Origin of the sequence: Paraburkholderia aromaticivorans (assembly GCF_012689525.1) — a bacterium.
In the GTDB taxonomy this organism is placed as follows: Bacteria; Pseudomonadota; Gammaproteobacteria; order Burkholderiales; family Burkholderiaceae; genus Paraburkholderia; species Paraburkholderia aromaticivorans_A.
In genome coordinates, this window is the sequence record NZ_CP051516.1 from 2,268,152 (window position 1) to 2,284,749 (window position 16,598).

At 61.1% G+C, this 16,598-nt stretch carries 15 protein-coding genes; 7 read left to right on the top strand and 8 right to left on the bottom strand.

Translation table 11 applies throughout. The annotated features are described in order from the left end of the window. Positions 1 to 9: 9 nt before the first annotated feature. Together HF916_RS38275 and HF916_RS38280 are read right to left on the bottom strand one after the other, a co-directional pair. Positions 10 to 300 carry a co-chaperone GroES gene (locus tag HF916_RS38275; RefSeq protein WP_007177123.1) on the bottom strand — a complete coding sequence of 97 codons (291 nt, stop codon included), beginning with the start codon at positions 298 to 300 and terminating at the stop codon, positions 10 to 12. A gap of 267 nt (positions 301 to 567) precedes the next feature. Then, entirely contained in the window at positions 568 to 1,632 is a 1,065-nt protein-coding gene (locus HF916_RS38280; RefSeq protein WP_168795787.1) for a DNA-binding protein, read from the bottom strand. A gap of 123 nt (positions 1,633 to 1,755) precedes the next feature. On the opposite strand from HF916_RS38280, the gene HF916_RS38285 reads away from it, so the two are divergent. Beyond that, on the top strand, positions 1,756 to 3,003 hold the full coding sequence (locus tag HF916_RS38285) for a tyrosine-type recombinase/integrase (protein ID WP_168793935.1): 1,248 nt from the start codon (positions 1,756 to 1,758) through the stop codon (positions 3,001 to 3,003). Positions 3,004 to 3,105: 102 nt separating this feature from the next. Here the strand turns inward: HF916_RS38285 and ilvD are convergent, their stop codons facing one another. From ilvD to HF916_RS38300, 3 genes are all read right to left on the bottom strand, one after another. Then, complete coding sequence (ilvD, locus tag HF916_RS38290) at positions 3,106 to 4,968, bottom strand: dihydroxy-acid dehydratase (RefSeq protein WP_168793936.1); 1,863 nt, start codon at positions 4,966 to 4,968, stop codon at positions 3,106 to 3,108. Between the two features lie 273 nt (positions 4,969 to 5,241). After that, complete coding sequence (locus HF916_RS38295) at positions 5,242 to 6,249, bottom strand: DUF1571 domain-containing protein (RefSeq protein ID WP_168793937.1); 1,008 nt, start codon at positions 6,247 to 6,249, stop codon at positions 5,242 to 5,244. 20 nt (positions 6,250 to 6,269) lie between these two features. Beyond that, positions 6,270 to 7,016: an anti-sigma factor family protein gene (locus HF916_RS38300; RefSeq protein WP_168793938.1), complete on the bottom strand. Its 747-nt coding sequence runs from the start codon at positions 7,014 to 7,016 to the stop codon at positions 6,270 to 6,272. A 331-nt stretch (positions 7,017 to 7,347) separates the two neighbouring features. Between HF916_RS38300 and HF916_RS38305 the strand changes: the two genes are divergently transcribed. Continuing rightward, on the top strand, positions 7,348 to 8,097 hold the full coding sequence (locus tag HF916_RS38305) for a hypothetical protein (protein WP_168793939.1): 750 nt from the start codon (positions 7,348 to 7,350) through the stop codon (positions 8,095 to 8,097). A 23-nt stretch (positions 8,098 to 8,120) separates the two neighbouring features. Here the strand turns inward: HF916_RS38305 and HF916_RS38310 are convergent, their stop codons facing one another. Continuing rightward, a complete protein-coding gene (locus HF916_RS38310; RefSeq protein WP_168793940.1) occupies positions 8,121 to 10,580 on the bottom strand; it encodes a putative bifunctional diguanylate cyclase/phosphodiesterase in 2,460 nt (819 codons plus the stop codon). A gap of 255 nt (positions 10,581 to 10,835) precedes the next feature. On the opposite strand from HF916_RS38310, the gene HF916_RS38315 reads away from it, so the two are divergent. Next, the gene (locus HF916_RS38315; RefSeq protein ID WP_168793941.1) at positions 10,836 to 12,065 is read left to right on the top strand and encodes an MFS transporter; all 1,230 of its coding nucleotides are present in this window, start codon (positions 10,836 to 10,838) and stop codon (positions 12,063 to 12,065) included. Positions 12,066 to 12,107: 42 nt separating this feature from the next. After that, complete coding sequence (locus tag HF916_RS38320; protein WP_168793942.1) at positions 12,108 to 12,569, top strand: cupin domain-containing protein; 462 nt, start codon at positions 12,108 to 12,110, stop codon at positions 12,567 to 12,569. Positions 12,570 to 12,694: 125 nt separating this feature from the next. Here the strand turns inward: HF916_RS38320 and HF916_RS38325 are convergent, their stop codons facing one another. Both HF916_RS38325 and HF916_RS38330 read right to left on the bottom strand, forming a co-directional pair. Further along, positions 12,695 to 13,828 carry a porin gene (locus HF916_RS38325; protein ID WP_168793943.1) on the bottom strand — a complete coding sequence of 378 codons (1,134 nt, stop codon included), beginning with the start codon at positions 13,826 to 13,828 and terminating at the stop codon, positions 12,695 to 12,697. A gap of 364 nt (positions 13,829 to 14,192) precedes the next feature. Then, positions 14,193 to 15,080, bottom strand: coding sequence for a LysR substrate-binding domain-containing protein (locus HF916_RS38330; protein ID WP_168793944.1), 888 nt, complete (start codon positions 15,078 to 15,080; stop codon positions 14,193 to 14,195). 319 nt (positions 15,081 to 15,399) lie between these two features. On the opposite strand from HF916_RS38330, the gene HF916_RS38335 reads away from it, so the two are divergent. Genes HF916_RS38335 through HF916_RS38345 form a run of 3 tightly spaced genes read left to right on the top strand, consistent with a single transcriptional unit; the run spans position 15,400 to position 16,513 of the window. Beyond that, on the top strand, positions 15,400 to 15,921 hold the full coding sequence (locus HF916_RS38335; protein WP_168793945.1) for a flavin reductase family protein: 522 nt from the start codon (positions 15,400 to 15,402) through the stop codon (positions 15,919 to 15,921). 42 nt (positions 15,922 to 15,963) lie between these two features. After that, positions 15,964 to 16,224: a CDGSH iron-sulfur domain-containing protein gene (locus HF916_RS38340; protein WP_168793946.1), complete on the top strand. Its 261-nt coding sequence runs from the start codon at positions 15,964 to 15,966 to the stop codon at positions 16,222 to 16,224. A 46-nt stretch (positions 16,225 to 16,270) separates the two neighbouring features. Continuing rightward, the gene (locus tag HF916_RS38345; RefSeq protein WP_240975836.1) at positions 16,271 to 16,513 is read left to right on the top strand and encodes a CDGSH iron-sulfur domain-containing protein; all 243 of its coding nucleotides are present in this window, start codon (positions 16,271 to 16,273) and stop codon (positions 16,511 to 16,513) included. Positions 16,514 to 16,598: the final 85 nt, after the last annotated feature.

The window sequence follows — 16,598 nt, forward strand, 5'->3', positions numbered from 1 at the left end:
CTCCGTTCGTTATTGAGTGACGACTGCGACGACATCTTCCTCGCGCAGCACGAGCAACTCGTTGCCGTCGACTTTGACCGACTGTCCCGCATATTTGCCGAACAGCACGCGTTCGCCGACTTTCAGATCGGGCTCGATGCGTTTGCCGTCGCTATCGCGCTTGCCCGGACCGATGGCGATCACTTCGCCCTGATCGGGTTTTTCGGCGGCGCTTTCGGGAATCACGATGCCCGAAGCGGTTTTGGTTTCCTGGTCGAGACGCTTGACGATCAAGCGGTCATGTAAGGGGCGTAGGCTCATGGTTCGATTTCCGCGGTTTGAATTCTGGCACTCGTCGTTGGTGAGTGCTGACCGGAATCGAGTATAGAAATATGCCGCGCGTCGCTCCAATAAGCGATTCATCGAAGGTTATGAGCGTTTGGCATTTGGCGCGTGCAACGCATCTGGAAGCGCGGCGCCCGGCGTCGAACGGAACGCGCTGATCAACGTACGCAGTGCGGCGCGTCTGCGGGAGAGGTGTTCGTCGAACGGGCGCTGCGCGCGTTGCGTTGCGTTGCGCCAGCTATTTCACCGGTCTGCCGCGGTTGACCTGCGAACCGCTGCTGTTTCCGTGAACTTCACATCGCGGCGCACGTCGCGCCTCCTGGTTGATGACGGCCGGCGAGGAGAGGGTGAGGGCGTAGCAGCAGGGCGCCCGCTTTCCACCAACTGACGAGACAGCGCTTCAAGTTTTTTGCGAAGGAACTCGCCCGCCGCTATTTGTTGGTCGAGCGCAATGTCCCGTGACGCCAGCTCTCCTTCGACGCTCGCGCAACGTGTCATCGACGTCGTCAACTGTGTTTTCGCGGCCGCAAGGGCATCGCGCAGCTGATCTCGCTCGGCCTGATGGGTGGCATGGGCGTCGGCCATCCGGTCGATCGCTGCCTGCAACTCCTGGCGCGTCTGGCGTGCCGCTGTCCGCTCGCTGTCGATCTCCAGAAGCGCCCGCTTTTCAGTCGCGGCCAGGCGCTGTTCGCTCTGATTGTGCATGACACGTAGCTTGCCCAATTCCTCGGCGAATTCCCGTCTGGCGTCCGACAGCGCCGTGGAGGTGGACGCGCTTTCATTTCTGGCCTGTGCAAGCTGATCCGTCAGCATGGTTTTGGCGGTTTCCAGTTCGACCAGGCGCGCGAGCAGCTTCGCGTTTTCTATGCGGATGTCTGCCGCGTCGCGGGACGCCTGCTCGGCAGCAGCGACCGCTGTGTCGCGTTCCGCAGCTGTTTGTTGCGCATGGTCTCGTGCCACGGCAATTTCACGCTGGGCGTCCTCCCTGAAGACTTCCAGCGCGGCGTTTGCCGCATCACCGGATAGCCGCCAAAGGGTCGCCGCCAGTTCGCCAGCGGCGCTTGCGACTTCCGGCGGCAGATCGGGCTGCCCGACATCGACCCGCGTCTTGTCCCTGACTTCCGTCCAGAAATCCCGCAAGGCTTTCGCCGGCGCGCTCATGCTGCCTTTGCGAACAAGTTGATAGAGCTTGTTCGCTGTCGGCGTTTCTCCGTAACGGAAGAACATCAGCGCGCAAACCTCGCGATAGAGCTCCTGCGTGTCGGAGACGCGTTCACGCAGGGGTTCAATGTCGGCTTCAAGAGGCATGACGATCCTTTGGCGGCTGATTTGTCCGGATGTGTTGATAATACAACGTATAACGTTCAATAACCAATTTCCTGTTAGCTACTACACGACATTAGTACTATAATGTCGTGTAGTGCGTGATGGATGCTTTTCGCGTTGAACCTCGTCTTTGGGACCTCTAAAACCGTGCCTGATGCTCAACTTGTCACCGTTCAGCCCGTCGAATCGCTCGTCGTTCCTGAAGTGCTCGACGGTCGTGACGGCACCAACCGTGGCGCGGTCGGCGGCTCGCAACTGTCGGCCACCAACGATCTGGACGCCGTCCGCGCCTGGCTTTCGAACTACGCCGACACCAGGACGACGTTCGATAACTACCGCAAGGAAGCTGAGCGGCTATTGCTCTGGGCTGTCGTGCAACTCGGCAAACCGCTGTCGTCGCTAACGCACGAGGATCTGTTGCTGTTCAAGGGGTTTCTCGTCGATCCACAGCCGGCGGCTCGCTGGGTGTCGAGCACGGGCGGCAAATTCCCCCGCAGCGACGAGCGCTGGCGTCCGTTCAATGGTCCGCTGTCGCCGGCAAGCCAGCGTCAGGCGTTGATCATCCTCAACGCGATGTTCACGTGGCTGGTCAACGCCGGTTATCTGCGAGGCAATCCCATGGCGCTGCTTCGACAGCGCGCCAAACGATCCGCGCCGCGAGTGACGCGCTATCTGTCGACGTCGCTATGGGATGAAGTGAAGGTGTTTGTCGAGCAACTGCCGCGCGAGACTGCCGACGAGCGTGCCTATTACGCCCGCAGCCGCTGGCTGACGACGCTTTTCTATCTCCAGGGCATGCGTATATCTGAAGTCGCCGGCGGGAAAATGGGGGATTTTTCCCGGCGACTCGGCGCTGATGGCAAGGATCAGTGGTGGCTCGAAACGCTCGGCAAGGGGAACAAGGAACGTATTGTCCCGGCCTCGCCTGAACTGATTCAGGAAATGCGGCTTTACCGAACTGAAAATGGTTTGACGCCCTTGCCCACCCGGAGCGAAGAAGTGCCCTTGGTCATTCCATTCAGAGGCCGGAATCGATGTTTGTCCCGTTCCGCCATTCACGACGCGATCAAGAGCATTTTTGGCAATGCGGCCAGTTGGTTGCGCTCGAAAGGCGCTGAATTCTCCGATCGGGCTGATGAACTGGAGCGAGCATCGGCGCACTGGCTTCGACATACCGCCGGTTCGCATCAAGCGGACGGAGGCGTGGATCTGCGGACGATCCGTGACAACCTGGGCCACGTGTCGCTCAACACGACCAGTCTGTACCTCCATACCGAAGACGATGCGCGCCATCGTGAGACGGTGGATCGGCACCGCATGAACTGGGACGATTCCAAACCTGAGGGGAAGTGAGGCTGATTTCGACGATCAGCGCAGGGATCGACAGGCACTCCTCCGCCTATCGATCCCCTCCGGCCCTGGCCGCCCTTCAGCGAGCGCCAGAGCCGTCCCACATCACTTGCGCTTGAGTTGCGAGAGATCCCGCACCGCGCCACGATCGGCCGAGGTCGCCAGCGCGGCGTAGGCCTGCAACGCTTGCGACACCACGCGTTCACGATTCACCGGCATCCAGGCCTTGTCGCCGCGTGCCTCCATCACCTCGCGACGGCGCGCCAATTCCGCGTCCGACACCACCAGGTGCATCTTGCGGTTAGGAATGTCGATCTCGATCACATCGCCCTCTTCCACCAGGCCGATCGTGCCGCCTTCAGCCGCTTCCGGCGACGCATGCCCGATCACCAGCCCCGACGAACCGCCCGAGAAACGGCCGTCGGTAAACAGCGCGCAGTTCTTACCCAATCCCTTCGACTTCAGATACGACGTGGGGTAAAGCATTTCCTGCATGCCGGGACCGCCCTTGGGGCCTTCGTAGCGGATCACGACCACGTCGCCCGCCACGACCTTGTCGCCCAGAATGGCTTCGACGGCATCGTCTTGGCTCTCGAAGACGCGCGCGCGCCCGGAGAAAACCCATTGCGATTCGTCGACACCGGCGGTCTTGACGATACAGCCTTTGTCGGCGAGGTTGCCGTAGAGCACGGCGAGGCCGCCGTCTTTCGAATAGGCGCTCTGCTTGCTGCGGATGCAACCGGTGTTGCGGTCGGTATCCAGCGACGCGAACGTGGCTTCCTGGCTGAACGCAACCGTCGTCGGAATGCCGCCTGGCGCCGCGCGGAAGAACTTCTGCGCTTCCTCACCCGCGCCACCGGCGACGTCCCACTTGGCGATGGCGTTGCCCAGCGTGCCGCTATGCACGTTGCCGCACGACAGATCGAGCAGTTCCGCGCGGGCCAGTTCGCCGAGAATGCCGGGAATGCCGCCGGCACGATGCACGTCTTCGATATGGAACTTGTCGGTGGCGGGCGCCACTTTGCACAGGCACGGCACTTTACGTGAGATGCGATCGATGTCGGACATCGTGAAATCGACGCCACCTTCCTGCGCGGCGGCCAGCAGATGCAGCACGGTATTGGTCGAACCGCCCATGGCGACGTCGAGCGCCATGGCGTTCTCGAAGGCCTGCTTGCTGGCAATGCTGCGCGGCAGGACCGATGCGTCGTCTTCCTGATAGTAGCGGCGGCACAGGTCCACCACGAGACGGCCGGCCTGCTCGAACAGACCCTTGCGCCAGGCGTGCGTGGCGACAATCGTACCGTTGCCGGGCAGCGCCAGACCGATTGCTTCGGTCAGGCAGTTCATCGAGTTCGCGGTGAACATGCCCGAGCACGAACCGCACGTCGGGCAGGCGCTGCGCTCGATTTCCGCCACTTCGGCGTCGCTGACGCGGGAGTCGCCTGCCTTGATCATCGCGTCGATCAGGTCGATCTTGGCGATCACCTGGCCGTCCGTCGGCGATTTGATCTTGCCCGCTTCCATCGGACCGCCGGAGACGAACACGACGGGGATGTTCAGGCGCATGGCGGCCATCAGCATGCCCGGGGTGATCTTGTCGCAATTGGAGATGCAGACCATGGCGTCGGCGCAGTGCGCGTTGACCATGTACTCCACCGAGTCGGCGATCAGTTCGCGCGAAGGCAGCGAATACAGCATGCCGCCGTGACCCATGGCGATGCCGTCGTCGACGGCGATGGTGTTGAATTCCTTGGCGACGCCGCCGGCCGCTTCGATTTCCTTCGCGACCAGTGCGCCCAGGTCGCGCAGATGCACATGGCCCGGCACGAACTGCGTGAACGAGTTCACCACCGCGATAATGGGCTTGCCGAAATCACCGTCCTTCATTCCGGTGGCGCGCCACAAGGCGCGCGCGCCGGCCATGTTGCGGCCATGGGTCGAAGTTTTCGATCGAAAGTCAGGCATCTGTATCCTCAGGTATTGGGGTCGTCAAAATTAGAATTGTGCCCAGACTGGCCAATGCGCCGTTTGCGGACGGACTCGGCGCAGTCATTGCCCGCGGGCGGCGGCTGGCAATGACGCGCGCGCGTGCGGCTGGGAAGGTACGAATAGTGCGAGAGGACGGGTAAGACGTCCAATATATTTTTCCGGCGCGATTAGGTCGGAAAAGATATTAATAGGCGGTGGGTCGAGGCGGGGAAATGGCGGTCGTGTGAACGTTCCCGGCAGCGCGCGGCGTTAGCGGAAGCCGTATTCGGGGTTACGTCGATCAAAAACCGATTCGCTCCAGTGACGCGGCACGACGTCTTCGAAACGGATCAGCTCCAGCAGCCCGCCCTGTTCGTCCCACGCGGCTTCGCCACAGGGCCACGTGTGCTGAAGATCGAACAGCAGTCGCACACGCGGCGCGTAATGCGCCGGCGGCCCTGACGGGGCCGTCCATGTCCACGCCAGCAACCGCGTGCCGTGCGCGTTCATGAGTTCGATGCGGGTCGGCTTCTCGCTGAGGCCCTCTTCGCGAAAACTGCGCGCATCGTGCTCGACGGTGCGCGCGATGAACTGCAAGCCCAGATCCCGGATGCTATGGCGGGACTGCGCGTGCGCAAATGGGCCGTCGACGGCGACCTTGCCCGACACGACATGCAGCCGACCGCCCAGATGGCCGAAGATGCTGTCCGGGTCCGTGGTTTCGTCGTAGACAATCTCCTGGCCCGCATGGGCGCCATCAGGCAGCCATTTTGCGTAGACTCTTCGCGGGTTGTCCTGATATCGAATCGCCATGTGATCGGGCCGCTCCGGCCATCTTCCGGAGATGCGCTCCTGCCGGAACATGCTGTATTCGTAGGCGTCGTCGGTAACCATCTCGGACTTCGCGTACTCGACGAAGGCGTCAGGCTTCATCGCGTCCATCAGGGCAAGAATCTGATCGTCGGTCAGGGTCAGAATCGAGTGGTTTTCGATCCGCGTGCGCAACGACGCCGCCTGTTCGCGAGCCGTGAGACAGCGGAATTCGTCGATGTCCGCATTCACGGTATCCGACGTGCCAGCATCCGCGCATCCCGCCGACGTGCCGGATGAAGCCGGCGCCATCGGGCTGCTCGGTTGGGCAAACGCGCCCGTCGAGACAATCAGGCATGCCAATGCGAGCACATACAGCAACATCCGCGCGATTGCGGGGCATCCCGTGGCGGGCAGCGTGCGTCGGCGCACCGGATGGTCGGAAATGCCAAATCCGCAAAACGTCATGGGTTTGATCCGTGGCTGGTTTACCGGGGTTTGAAGGGTTGCCCGAGCATGCTGCATGCGTCGATCGCCATCGGTCGCAATTGCGCCTCGGAGAGTTGACCGGTCAGCGCGCACCCCGTTCCCTGACTGCCCCAGTAAAACGTGCTGCGATTACCGTCACGAAACAGGCGGAATGCTGTCGCATCCTTCGGAACCGCTGCGACGTACATCGTGAGCCGGGCGCCGGCCGTGTTCTGATACATGAATTGCGCGGCGGGCCCGGATTCGCCGGGCAGCAGGCGACCGCCGATCAGCGAATACCCATATTCCCGAAGCGAAGCCACCGACAAGCGTCGACCGAGGCGCCGTGACAGCCAACTGACCAGTTGATCGCGCTGCAGCGCCGCGACCTCCACGGGGTGGCGTTGCTCGGGCGCGTACACCGCGAAAGCGACGTCGGCGCGTTCGGCGAACACGGGTGGATCGGCCGCGAATTTCGCCGACACCCAGCCGGATGACGAGCCGAGCGCCACGCCCATCGCCATGCAGGAGGCGGCGAGGCCAGCCTGCCGCCACCACGGCGTGAGGCGGCGCACGACGATACCACGCGCATCGTCTCGCGAGTCCCGGAACAATGCCGTCAGCGCGGCTTTTTGCGCGCGGTAATCGTCCACACGTTTGGCCGCCCCAAGGTCGGTCGTCAGCCAAACGAGCGTGGCTGCGCGCTCCGACGCGGACAGCTCATTGTCAGCAAACGCCGATAGCGGCCGCCAATCCGTACTGCCCACGCCTCACCTCCTGCGGTTGCTGTCGTCGTTCATGGCTCGTTTGCAGTTTGCAACTACCCTGCCCTGATGCCTCTCAATGACGGAATGCCGTCCGTCGCAGATCCGCGCCCATGTGCAGCGAGCCGGGGCTCGCGGCTTAAAGCCTTCTTTCTGTCCGGGAACGACCTTCCGGCACTGAACGGGCTCGAAAGATCCAGCGTCAATACCCTGAATAAACGCGCGGCGGGGCCGCTCTATTCCAATCGTGTGAAGTGAAGGTTTACGCGAAAGATGGAATAGGCGGTGGCACCGAATCGTTTAGACAGCATGTCCGAACCAACGGCAGACTTCGATGAACATTCGACAGCAGCACTTCGTTCGACCTGTCGGCGCAACGCTGCTGATGGCATCCGTCGTGTGGGTCGCCGGCTGCGGCGGCGGTGGTGGTGGTGGCGGTGGTGGCAACGGCACGTCGATGGTTTCGATCGCCGGCACGGCGGCAACTGGCAAGGCACTGGCGAACGCGACGATCAACATCGACTGCGCGCGAGGCTCGATGTCGGTTGCAGCGGATGCGAACGGAAACTTCCACGCGACGCTCGGCGCCGCGATGCCATGCATGATCGCCGCGACCTCGGGCGTGACGATGCTGCATTCGGTTGCGTTTACCGGCGGCACGTACAACGTCACGCCGGAGACGGATCTGCTGGTGTCGTATCTGGCGGCGCAACTCGGCACGAATGAAACCGGACTCATCGCCGGCTTCGCGGTGAACTCACAGTTTCAGCAGGTGCTGGCGAATCAGACCAACGTTCTGACTGCGCAGGCCGCGGTCGTCCAGAATCTGCAGCAAACGTACGGTGTGACGCTGTCCGCGCCCAATTTCCTGACCACCGCCTTCGCTGCCGGCCAACCAGGCGAGGACAGTGATCTCGAAGCGCTCCTCGGTCGCGGCGCCATCGACGCCAACGGCGAACCGGACGCCGCCGCCGTCGCACTGATGGCGACGACGGGGGCGGCACATCCGATTGCGACATCGCCGAATAGCAGCACGGGCGGCACCGGGGTCGGCGGCATTGGAAGCTCGGGCGGCATGATGTGAGACGCCGCCTTGCGTCAGTTGCGTCAGAGCAGTTCCGTGGCGAAGTCTCCCGCGGAATGGCTGCGGCCGGAACCGGAGGAACGCGCGCGAAACAGCGTCGTGAACTCTTCGGCAGGCAGAGGGCGTGAGAAAAGATAGCCCTGTCCCGCCTGGCAGGACCATTCGCGGAGGAGCCTTGCCTGCTCATTCGTTTCAATCCCCTCGGCCGTGACGGATAACCCAAGAGACTGCGCCATGGAGATTACGGCGCGAACGATCGCATCGTCCTCGGCACTCGTGCCGATACCCTGAACGAAGGATCGATCGATCTTCAGCACGTCCAGCGGCAGCTTGCGAAGATAACTTAGCGACGAGTAACCGGTACCGAAGTCATCGATTGCGATCGTTACGCCAAACTCTTTCAGCTTACGGAGCGTCTCGATGCTCTTCGCCGTATCCCGCATGATCAGGCCTTCCGTGACCTCCAGTTTCAGCGACGCCGCGCCGATGTGAGCACCGGACAGCGCCGCCGCCACGTCCGCGACGAGGTTGGGATCGTCGAACTGCCGCGGCGAGAGATTGACGCTGATCTGCAGTGGCGGCTCGGTTGGGAACTCCAACTGCCAGCGGGCGACTTGCTGGCAAGCCTCCTCCAGGACGTAACGTCCGAGCGGAATGATCAGGCCGCTTTCTTCTGCGATCGCAATGAACTCGGACGGCGGCAACAAACCTCGCGTGGGGTGTTGCCACCTCACGAGCGCTTCCATTTCACTAAACCCTGCCGCCTGAAGCTGCATGATGGGCTGAAAATACACACGTAGTTCGCGATGGTCGATCGCGTAACGCAGGTCCGTCTCGATCTCCAGCTTTTTGACCGCCTCGGTGTGCATGTTCTCTTCGAAAACCACGTAGCGGCCCTTACCGCCATTCTTGGCCCGGTACATCGCGACGTCGGCGTCCCGCAACAACGTCTCGGCATCGCCGCGGCCGCCGCCGGCGCGCGCGAACGCGAGCCCGACGCTCGCGCTGACGATGTACTGTTTGTTGTCGAGATCGAACGGTTGACTGAACTGGGCAAGGATGTTGTCCGCGACCAGTGTCCCTTCGCTGGTTGCTTCACTCCCCAGGTGTTCCAGCAGGATGACGAACTCGTCTCCGCCCAATCGCGCCACGGTATCGGAGGGACGAACGCAGCCTTCGAGGCGCTTGGCCGCTGCGATCAGCAGCCGGTCTCCCACGTGATGTCCAAGACTGTCGTTGACGCGCTTGAAGTTGTCCAGGTCGATGAACACGACGCCGATCATCGCATGGCGTCGACGCGCGCGAACTTCGGCCTGACCAATCCGGTCGAGCAGCAGCGCGCGGTTCGGTAACGCGGTGAGCGTATCGTAGAACGCCCTTCGCGCGAGTTGCTCCTCGAAGTTCTTTCTTTCGGTGGTGTCACTTGCTGTGGCCACGATCGCACCGACCGCCGGTTCGTCGAGCAGATTCGTCAACGTGAGCTGAATATAGCGCCACGCATCGCCCTCGCCTCGCGTGCGAATCTCGATGGACCGGGTGGATCGAGCCGTCGACGCGACGGTCTGCAACAGACCCGCCAGCGCGGGACGGTCCGAGGGGTGGATCGGATCGAGCAGACTGGTGCCGACGAGCTGACCCATGTTGCGCAACGGGTCCGGTCTTCGTGTCGGCGCCTCGTAAGTCACCGTCCCGTTGATGTCGGAAACGACTATCGCGTCCGACGTGTTCGCGACAAGCGCCTGCAGCCTCTGTTCGCTCGTGCGCAGCGCGTCCTGGGCCGCCGCGTCCGCGTTCTTGCGAATACGCCGCAGCATCTGAAGAAACAGCAGCGTCAGCCCTACCCCGATCGCCAGAACCACAGGGGTCGATATCAGGACGATCCGTTGAACGGCCACGAGGCGGTTGAGTTGCGTCGTCGCATCGTCGCGATGCTGTGCCGCCGCGGCGAGGACCTGGTGCTCGATATCGTCGAAGAGCGGATCGGCCGAATCCTCGTCGATCTCATTGGCTTTCGCGATGTCGTGATCGTCGACGGCCTTGAACATCGGCTGGGCGAACGATCGATATTTTGCGTGCTTCTCCAGCAGGCCGAGCAGCATCGTACTGCTGCCGGGTTCAAGTGCCATCGCCTTCTTCAGGGAAGCATCCAATGCCGCGCCGGCTTCGCTGTGTTCCCGCAGAACTTCCGGACGTGGGTCGAGGAAGTACTTGCGTTCGGCCGATTCCTCCCATGCGACGCTGTAGCGGGCTTCCTCGAAGGCGTTATCCGCCTCGTTGGCAGCTTGCGCGGCGAACCCGGCGCTCAAGCTTTCATAAGCTCCCCAGAAGGCCAGAAGCGGCACGCACAGAAGAACGAGGACGAGTCCAAATAACGCGGTGCGCCGCGCCGGAGGCACATTCAACGACGACTGCAGCAGTAGGTCTGCCGCCGAATTGCCTCGCCACAGATGACGGCGCCTGTGGTTATCTTTTTGTCTGGTCACGGTTGCTCCAATGTGGAACGTCACGTCGCCGCGTCAATGACGAACGACGCTGATCCCGGCCCGCGTTTTGTCGGGCCACCGCTTGTTTACGGCTCGCTCAGGTTTTTCTGGAGGTCTCGCGTTGGCCTCGCGCTCTCGTTCCACGCCGGGAACATGGTTTTGCCGTAGACGGATTTTGTTCTCCGGTTTTTCGCACGATCATAGACACTATTCCCGCTCGCGGAAGCGAGCCGACAATCGTAGCCAGGAGACAGTATGCAAGCGGCCATTCCGACGCCAACCAGCTGTACTGACGAAGTAGAAGTCGCCCGATTCCGCTGGGTGATTCTGTTTTTCGCTTGGGCCGGGCTCATGCTCAGCACGGTCTGCCGCCTCGCCTGGGGAACGCTGGCACTTCCCGCCGGACAGTCACTCGGGCTTCCCATTGCGGCCCTCGGTGTTTTTGTCACGGCGTTCTACGTGGGCTACGTTCTCTCCAATGTCGTGGGTGGCGTCACGACCGATCGGATCGGTGGCCGCACAACGCTGTCAGTCTCCCTTTTCGGCCTCGCAGTCGCGACGTTCTGCTTCGGTTACACCCCGTCGTTAGTGGTGGGGCTCGTATTGCAATGCATCATGGGATTGACCGCGGGCGCCGACTACGCGGCCGGCGTGAAGCTCGTTTCGACGTGGTTTGCCAGGCACGAACGCGGGAGAGCGGTCGGTCTGCTGATGAGCGCCTCTTCCATCGCCGTCATCGTGACCAACGCGGTTCTGCCGGGCATCGTCACTCAGCTTGGCTGGCGCAACACTTATCACGGACTCGGTATTTGCGCGCTGATACTGGCCATCCTGACTGCCGTGATCGTCCGCAACCATTCCGCCCATGCCGACGTCCATCTGCCGGGACGCAGCCCGGAAAAATTGCGCTTGAGGACCCTCCTCACGCGCAATTTCGTTTTGCTTGCGCTCGCCGGCTGCGGTGGGTTCTGGGGCACGCTTGGCTTTGCGTCGTGGGCGATTTCGCTCATGGTGAAAGGACATCACCTCGTTCCGGTGCAAGCGGGATTCATCGTGGCGATTGCAGGGGTTGCGGGGTTAGTCAGCAAACCGTCGATCGGCTGGCTCTCCGACAGACTGGGCGGACGCCGGAAAGCATTGACGGTCGCGTCGTTTATCTTCTTCTTCGTCGTTCTGCTGGCGTTCGGGCAGCTTTCAGATATCGATGCATTTCGTCTCGCGGCTCCGTTCGTCGGCATCGGGGCATTCGTCTACAGCCCGCTGCTGGTGACGCTGGTTGCCGAGCAGAGCGGCATCAATCGGGCGGGCTCCGCCGCCGGCATCGCGAATGCGGTCTGGCAGTCGGGCTCGGCGATGTCACCGGCAGTCGTCGGCCTTGTATTTCAGGCCAGTCACTCATTCCAGATGGCCTTTGCCGCGCTCGCAGTGGGCCCGCTCCTGGGCGCGATCTGCATGCTGTTCGTGAAAGAGCACGCCAGCCAATAATCATCCGACGACCCGCACCATGCGGCGACGATCATCGCCCGCATGGCGGCTCAAAATGCGACGGTCATGTTTCGACTTCCAACCAGCGCGCCTGGGCAACAGTGCCACCATCATCAAGAGAGGACTGGAATGAACCACATCACCCATACTTTCGATACGCCGTGGAGATCGCATCAGATTGAAGGATCACGCGGCTACGAATTCATCTTCAACATTCTGGGCACCGAATACACCGACGCCTACAACATCGATATCGCGAAGGTTGCGCCTGGCGGATTTTCGCCATTGCATATCGATCAGGACAACCACGCGTTTTATATCCTCGATGGCGAAGGCGAAATTGACATCGCCGACCGGTGTTATCAGGTCAAGGCAGGATCGGTCGTCCGGATTCCGCGCGGCGTGGTGCATGCGATCCGAAATATTGGCGAGGGCTGGTTGATGTTGCTGAGCATTTATGACCCGCCACGCATCCGCAAGCAGAAGGCGGTGGAAACCACCTGAGGTCGATTGTTTGAATCGTGTCGTGCGGGTAGACACTTTCCTATGTGGCGGGGCTCACGTCGTCGCACAACCCGCCATTCCGAAACTGGCCGCTGCGGTCTTCAGTCCGCAGCGGCCAGTCTCTTTTAGAAGTAGTGGCGCAGGCCGATTGCCGCAACACCCTGCGCGGAACTCGAGCTGAGTGACATTCCGAATAGCTGGGCCTGACGGCCGCCCGTCGCATGCTGGAAGACGTAGGTCACGTAAATGTCCGTGGCCTTGCTGAACCTGTAGTCGTAGATCACGCCGTATGTGCTGCGGATACTTGCATAGAAGACATTTTTCGGACCATTGTTCTTGTCGAGGAACGTGTATTCCACTCCGACAACCTGGAACGGCGTGATGTTGTACCGGACACCGACATCAAAAATGTCGGCGACGTCGCCTGTCAGCGTCCACCGTGAGTTGGTATAGAGCGCATTGAACATGAAATCGCCCAAAGTCGCCGTGCCGCCGACGCCTAGCGTACGCAGCGTTCCCGGCGTCAGATTGTCCTTCCGCGTGGTGTAGACGGCGCCCAGAAGCGCACCGGTCGTTGTCCATGTCGCGCCATAGCTTTGCGTGCTATTGGGCGATCCGATCCCTGGGGCATCGCCGAACCCGTACATCGCGCCAAAGTGCAGTGACTCCACCGGACTCCACGTCGCCTTCACTGAACTGTCGACTTCGCCTCCCCCAATGCGATCGAGCGAGGGATTGCTGCCGTTGTTCCCAAAGAAGTTGGCGTTGATTGCGGGGTGAAACTCAAGCGACGTGCCGTACCAGGAATTCGCCGTAGTCTGCAGGTAGTCGAGCATGAAGTCGGGCTGCCTTCCGAATAGCACCTGCACCTTGTCGTTTGCCAGTCCGACGTAGGCATAGCGACCGAATATCCGCTGGGCAGTCGCTGTGCTCTGGCCTAGCACGCCGTTGTTCAGGGAAAATCCGCTTTCGAGCCTGAATACCGCCCTGAGCCCCGCGCCAAGATCCTCACGGCCTTGAAGACCCCATCGGTCTCCACGCATCATGCTGCTGGCCTCCTGCACACTGTGGTGACCACCCTGATTGGTGGTGTACTGAATGCCAACGTCAAGGATTCCGTACAATGTAACGGAACTCTGCGCGTAAGCGATTGGTGCGGCCGTTGCAACGACAGCTGCAACGCCTGGATAGAGCCATGACTTCACTTTCGTCCCCTTGTATTGACGAGTTCCACAAAATCGCTGCTTGCGTGACGGCACGTTTTATTGATTGAGTTGGCCGTTCCGTGCTCCGCGTAATGACTCAAAAGTGCCCAGCCATTATTCGGCGCACAAGGCTCCGGACTGGAACACCACATTCCGAATCTGGTCATCCGGGTTTTCACGGTGTTAGCGAGAACATGTCTATGGGATTCGGCAAAAGACTGTTTGAACTGCAATGCAGGACGCGAGTGAGCGGATGAGGCAGCGTTCAGATCTAGCCTGGAGAACGGGCGTCACGTCGAGCCATTGTCGGTTCGGGTGCGACGGGCGATAGCAACGAAAACCCGTGCAAACCGGACACGCGTGGAGCGCCAGGGCAAGTGGATTTCCCGCTCGGGGAAGCAGGTCGGCGTAGCGAGATCTAGCGCTTTTCGCTGCTGAAATGAGTGGCCAGAAAGTCCACGAATGACCGTACTTTTGGCGACAGCGTTCGGTGCCGCGGAAAGACCGCGTTGATCTCCCGCTCGCCTCTTTCCCAATCCGGCATCACGCGCACCAATCTGCCATCTGCCATGTCTTGCCGACACAGATAGTCAGGCAACCAGGCCAATCCTGCTCCAGACAGCAAGACTGTCCGGAGCGTGCTCGTGTCATTGGCAAAGAAGCGCGGATGGACGCCGATAGTCGACAACTCCTCCGCTCGACGCAAGCGCCACTCGGACGGGCCGTCGGCAATGTCGAGCAGAAAATGGGCCGGGAGGTCGTCCGGCGACTCGGGTGTGCCGCTCGCGCGGAGATAGGCAGGAGTTGAAACCAGGACCAGCCGGGCACTCCCCAGTCTTCTCGCAACCAGTCTGGAGTCTTCCAGGGCGCCGGTCCGAATGACAACATCCATTTCGTCCGTCAGCGGCTCCATCTTGCTGCTGGTGAGCTCCAGCGACACCTGGACGTCCGGATAGGCAGCGAGATAGGCGGGGACAAGTGGCGCGATCATGAACTGCCCGGGCGTTACCGGCGAGCTGACCCGCAGAAGTCCTCGTGGCGTCAGTCGCACCTGCCCGACTTTCTCCTCCGCTTCTTCGACCTCGTTGAGTATCTTCTTTGCCGACTCGGCGAACAGCAGGCCGGTATCGGTCAACGCCACCTTGCGATTGGACCGGATAATCAGCGCCACGCCCAGATGCTCTTCAAGCCGGGACAGAGACCGGCTGACTGAGGATTTCGGCATCGCCAGCACCCGGGCTACCGCACTGAAGCTCATCAACTCGGAAAGTTTCGAAAATACGCGAATGTCGATGAGTTCAATCATAGGTTTCTGGATGCCGAACCATTGAAGCTGATGCCGTTCCCGATTGCAACAAAATGCTTTCCACCCGGCAAACTGCAGCGCATTACTTAGCTGACGACTTGTAACGGTGACAAAAACATCTGTCAAACCGGGATTTCCAGCACTCTTTGAGAGTGCTGCGCCGCCGCTCGCATCCGCGTTCGCTCACCACCTCGTTCCCAGCATGGAACGTGACGTTTCATGGCTTCGTCTTGATATCGCGACCGGCGAGTGCAACGATAGGACTTAACCAGCGCATACAGGTGCGCACGCCCACAAAACCCTACCTGCGAGGCTAGTGTTGAAGATAGATCCCGAAGAGTTCCGCAAAGGACTCCGAGCCTTTACGACGGGCGTCACCGTCGTTTCAATGCCAGACGGCCAGGGCGGCATGCACGCAATGACCGCGAGTTCATTTGCAGCTGTTTCAGTCGACCCTCAACTGGTAGCCGTCAGTATCGCGAAGACCGCGAAATCGCATGCGTTTCTGTCAAGCGACAACTACTACGCAATCAATATCCTGGCTGAAAACCAGGGCTTTCACGGCCACTACTTCGCCAACCGGATACCTGAGCGTTGGGATCCCCCGCATGAATGGGTCGCGGATACCCCTATTCTCACCGGCACGATGGGCTGGTTTCTATGCCGCCGCTGGGCTGCATACGAAGGCGGTGACCACACCATTCTGGTCGGCGAGGCATTGCAGATTCACCGCACAGATGATCGACCGCTAGTCTGCAATCGCGGGGCTTTCTATTCGCTGGGTCAGCCGGTGGAAGCCGTGCATCCGGACCTGCAAGGCGTCGGGAAATCCGATCGATAACGGCAAGCGACGTTACTTACCACGACAAAACGGACATTCTCCATGACGAACAGGGTTCAGATAGTCGACAACGGTCCAATGCAACTGACGGGCGAATTCGAACTTGTGGATGACAACGGGCAGATCGTGCGCGCTCGCAAGGTCTACACGTTGTGCCGATGCGGCCTGTCGACGCGGCTGCCGTTCTGTGATGCATCGCACGAGACGGCTGGGTTCGCGAGCTCTCCGAGAGCACCGCAAAGCGAAGCCAGCTCCGATCCGGCGTCGGCGTCGACGTCGAATACGAGCGTCGCTCCGCAATAATCAGTTTCCACCTGGCACTGCTATGTCTATCGTCAAAGGTCAAATCATGGACGCCGGCCCGCTTCACCTGGTCGGTGAGTTTGAAATCGTCGACGCGTTGGGCAACCGCTTCCCGAACAGTGGCATCTTCAGTCTCTGTCGATGCGGGCACTCGGAGAGCAAGCCCTATTGCGACGGTGCGCATCGGGCACAACGGTGGCCGGGATGCGCCGCGGCGGCCGCACCTGTGCGAACCGAAACCAGACCGGCTGCTCCGAACGAGCATGTGGGCGAATCGAAGCCAAGCTGAGCCACGCTAAGGCGTTCTCGAACGCACTAACGGCAATCCGGTCGATCCGCATTCCGATGGACTACCCGCAATAAATTCGTTAGCG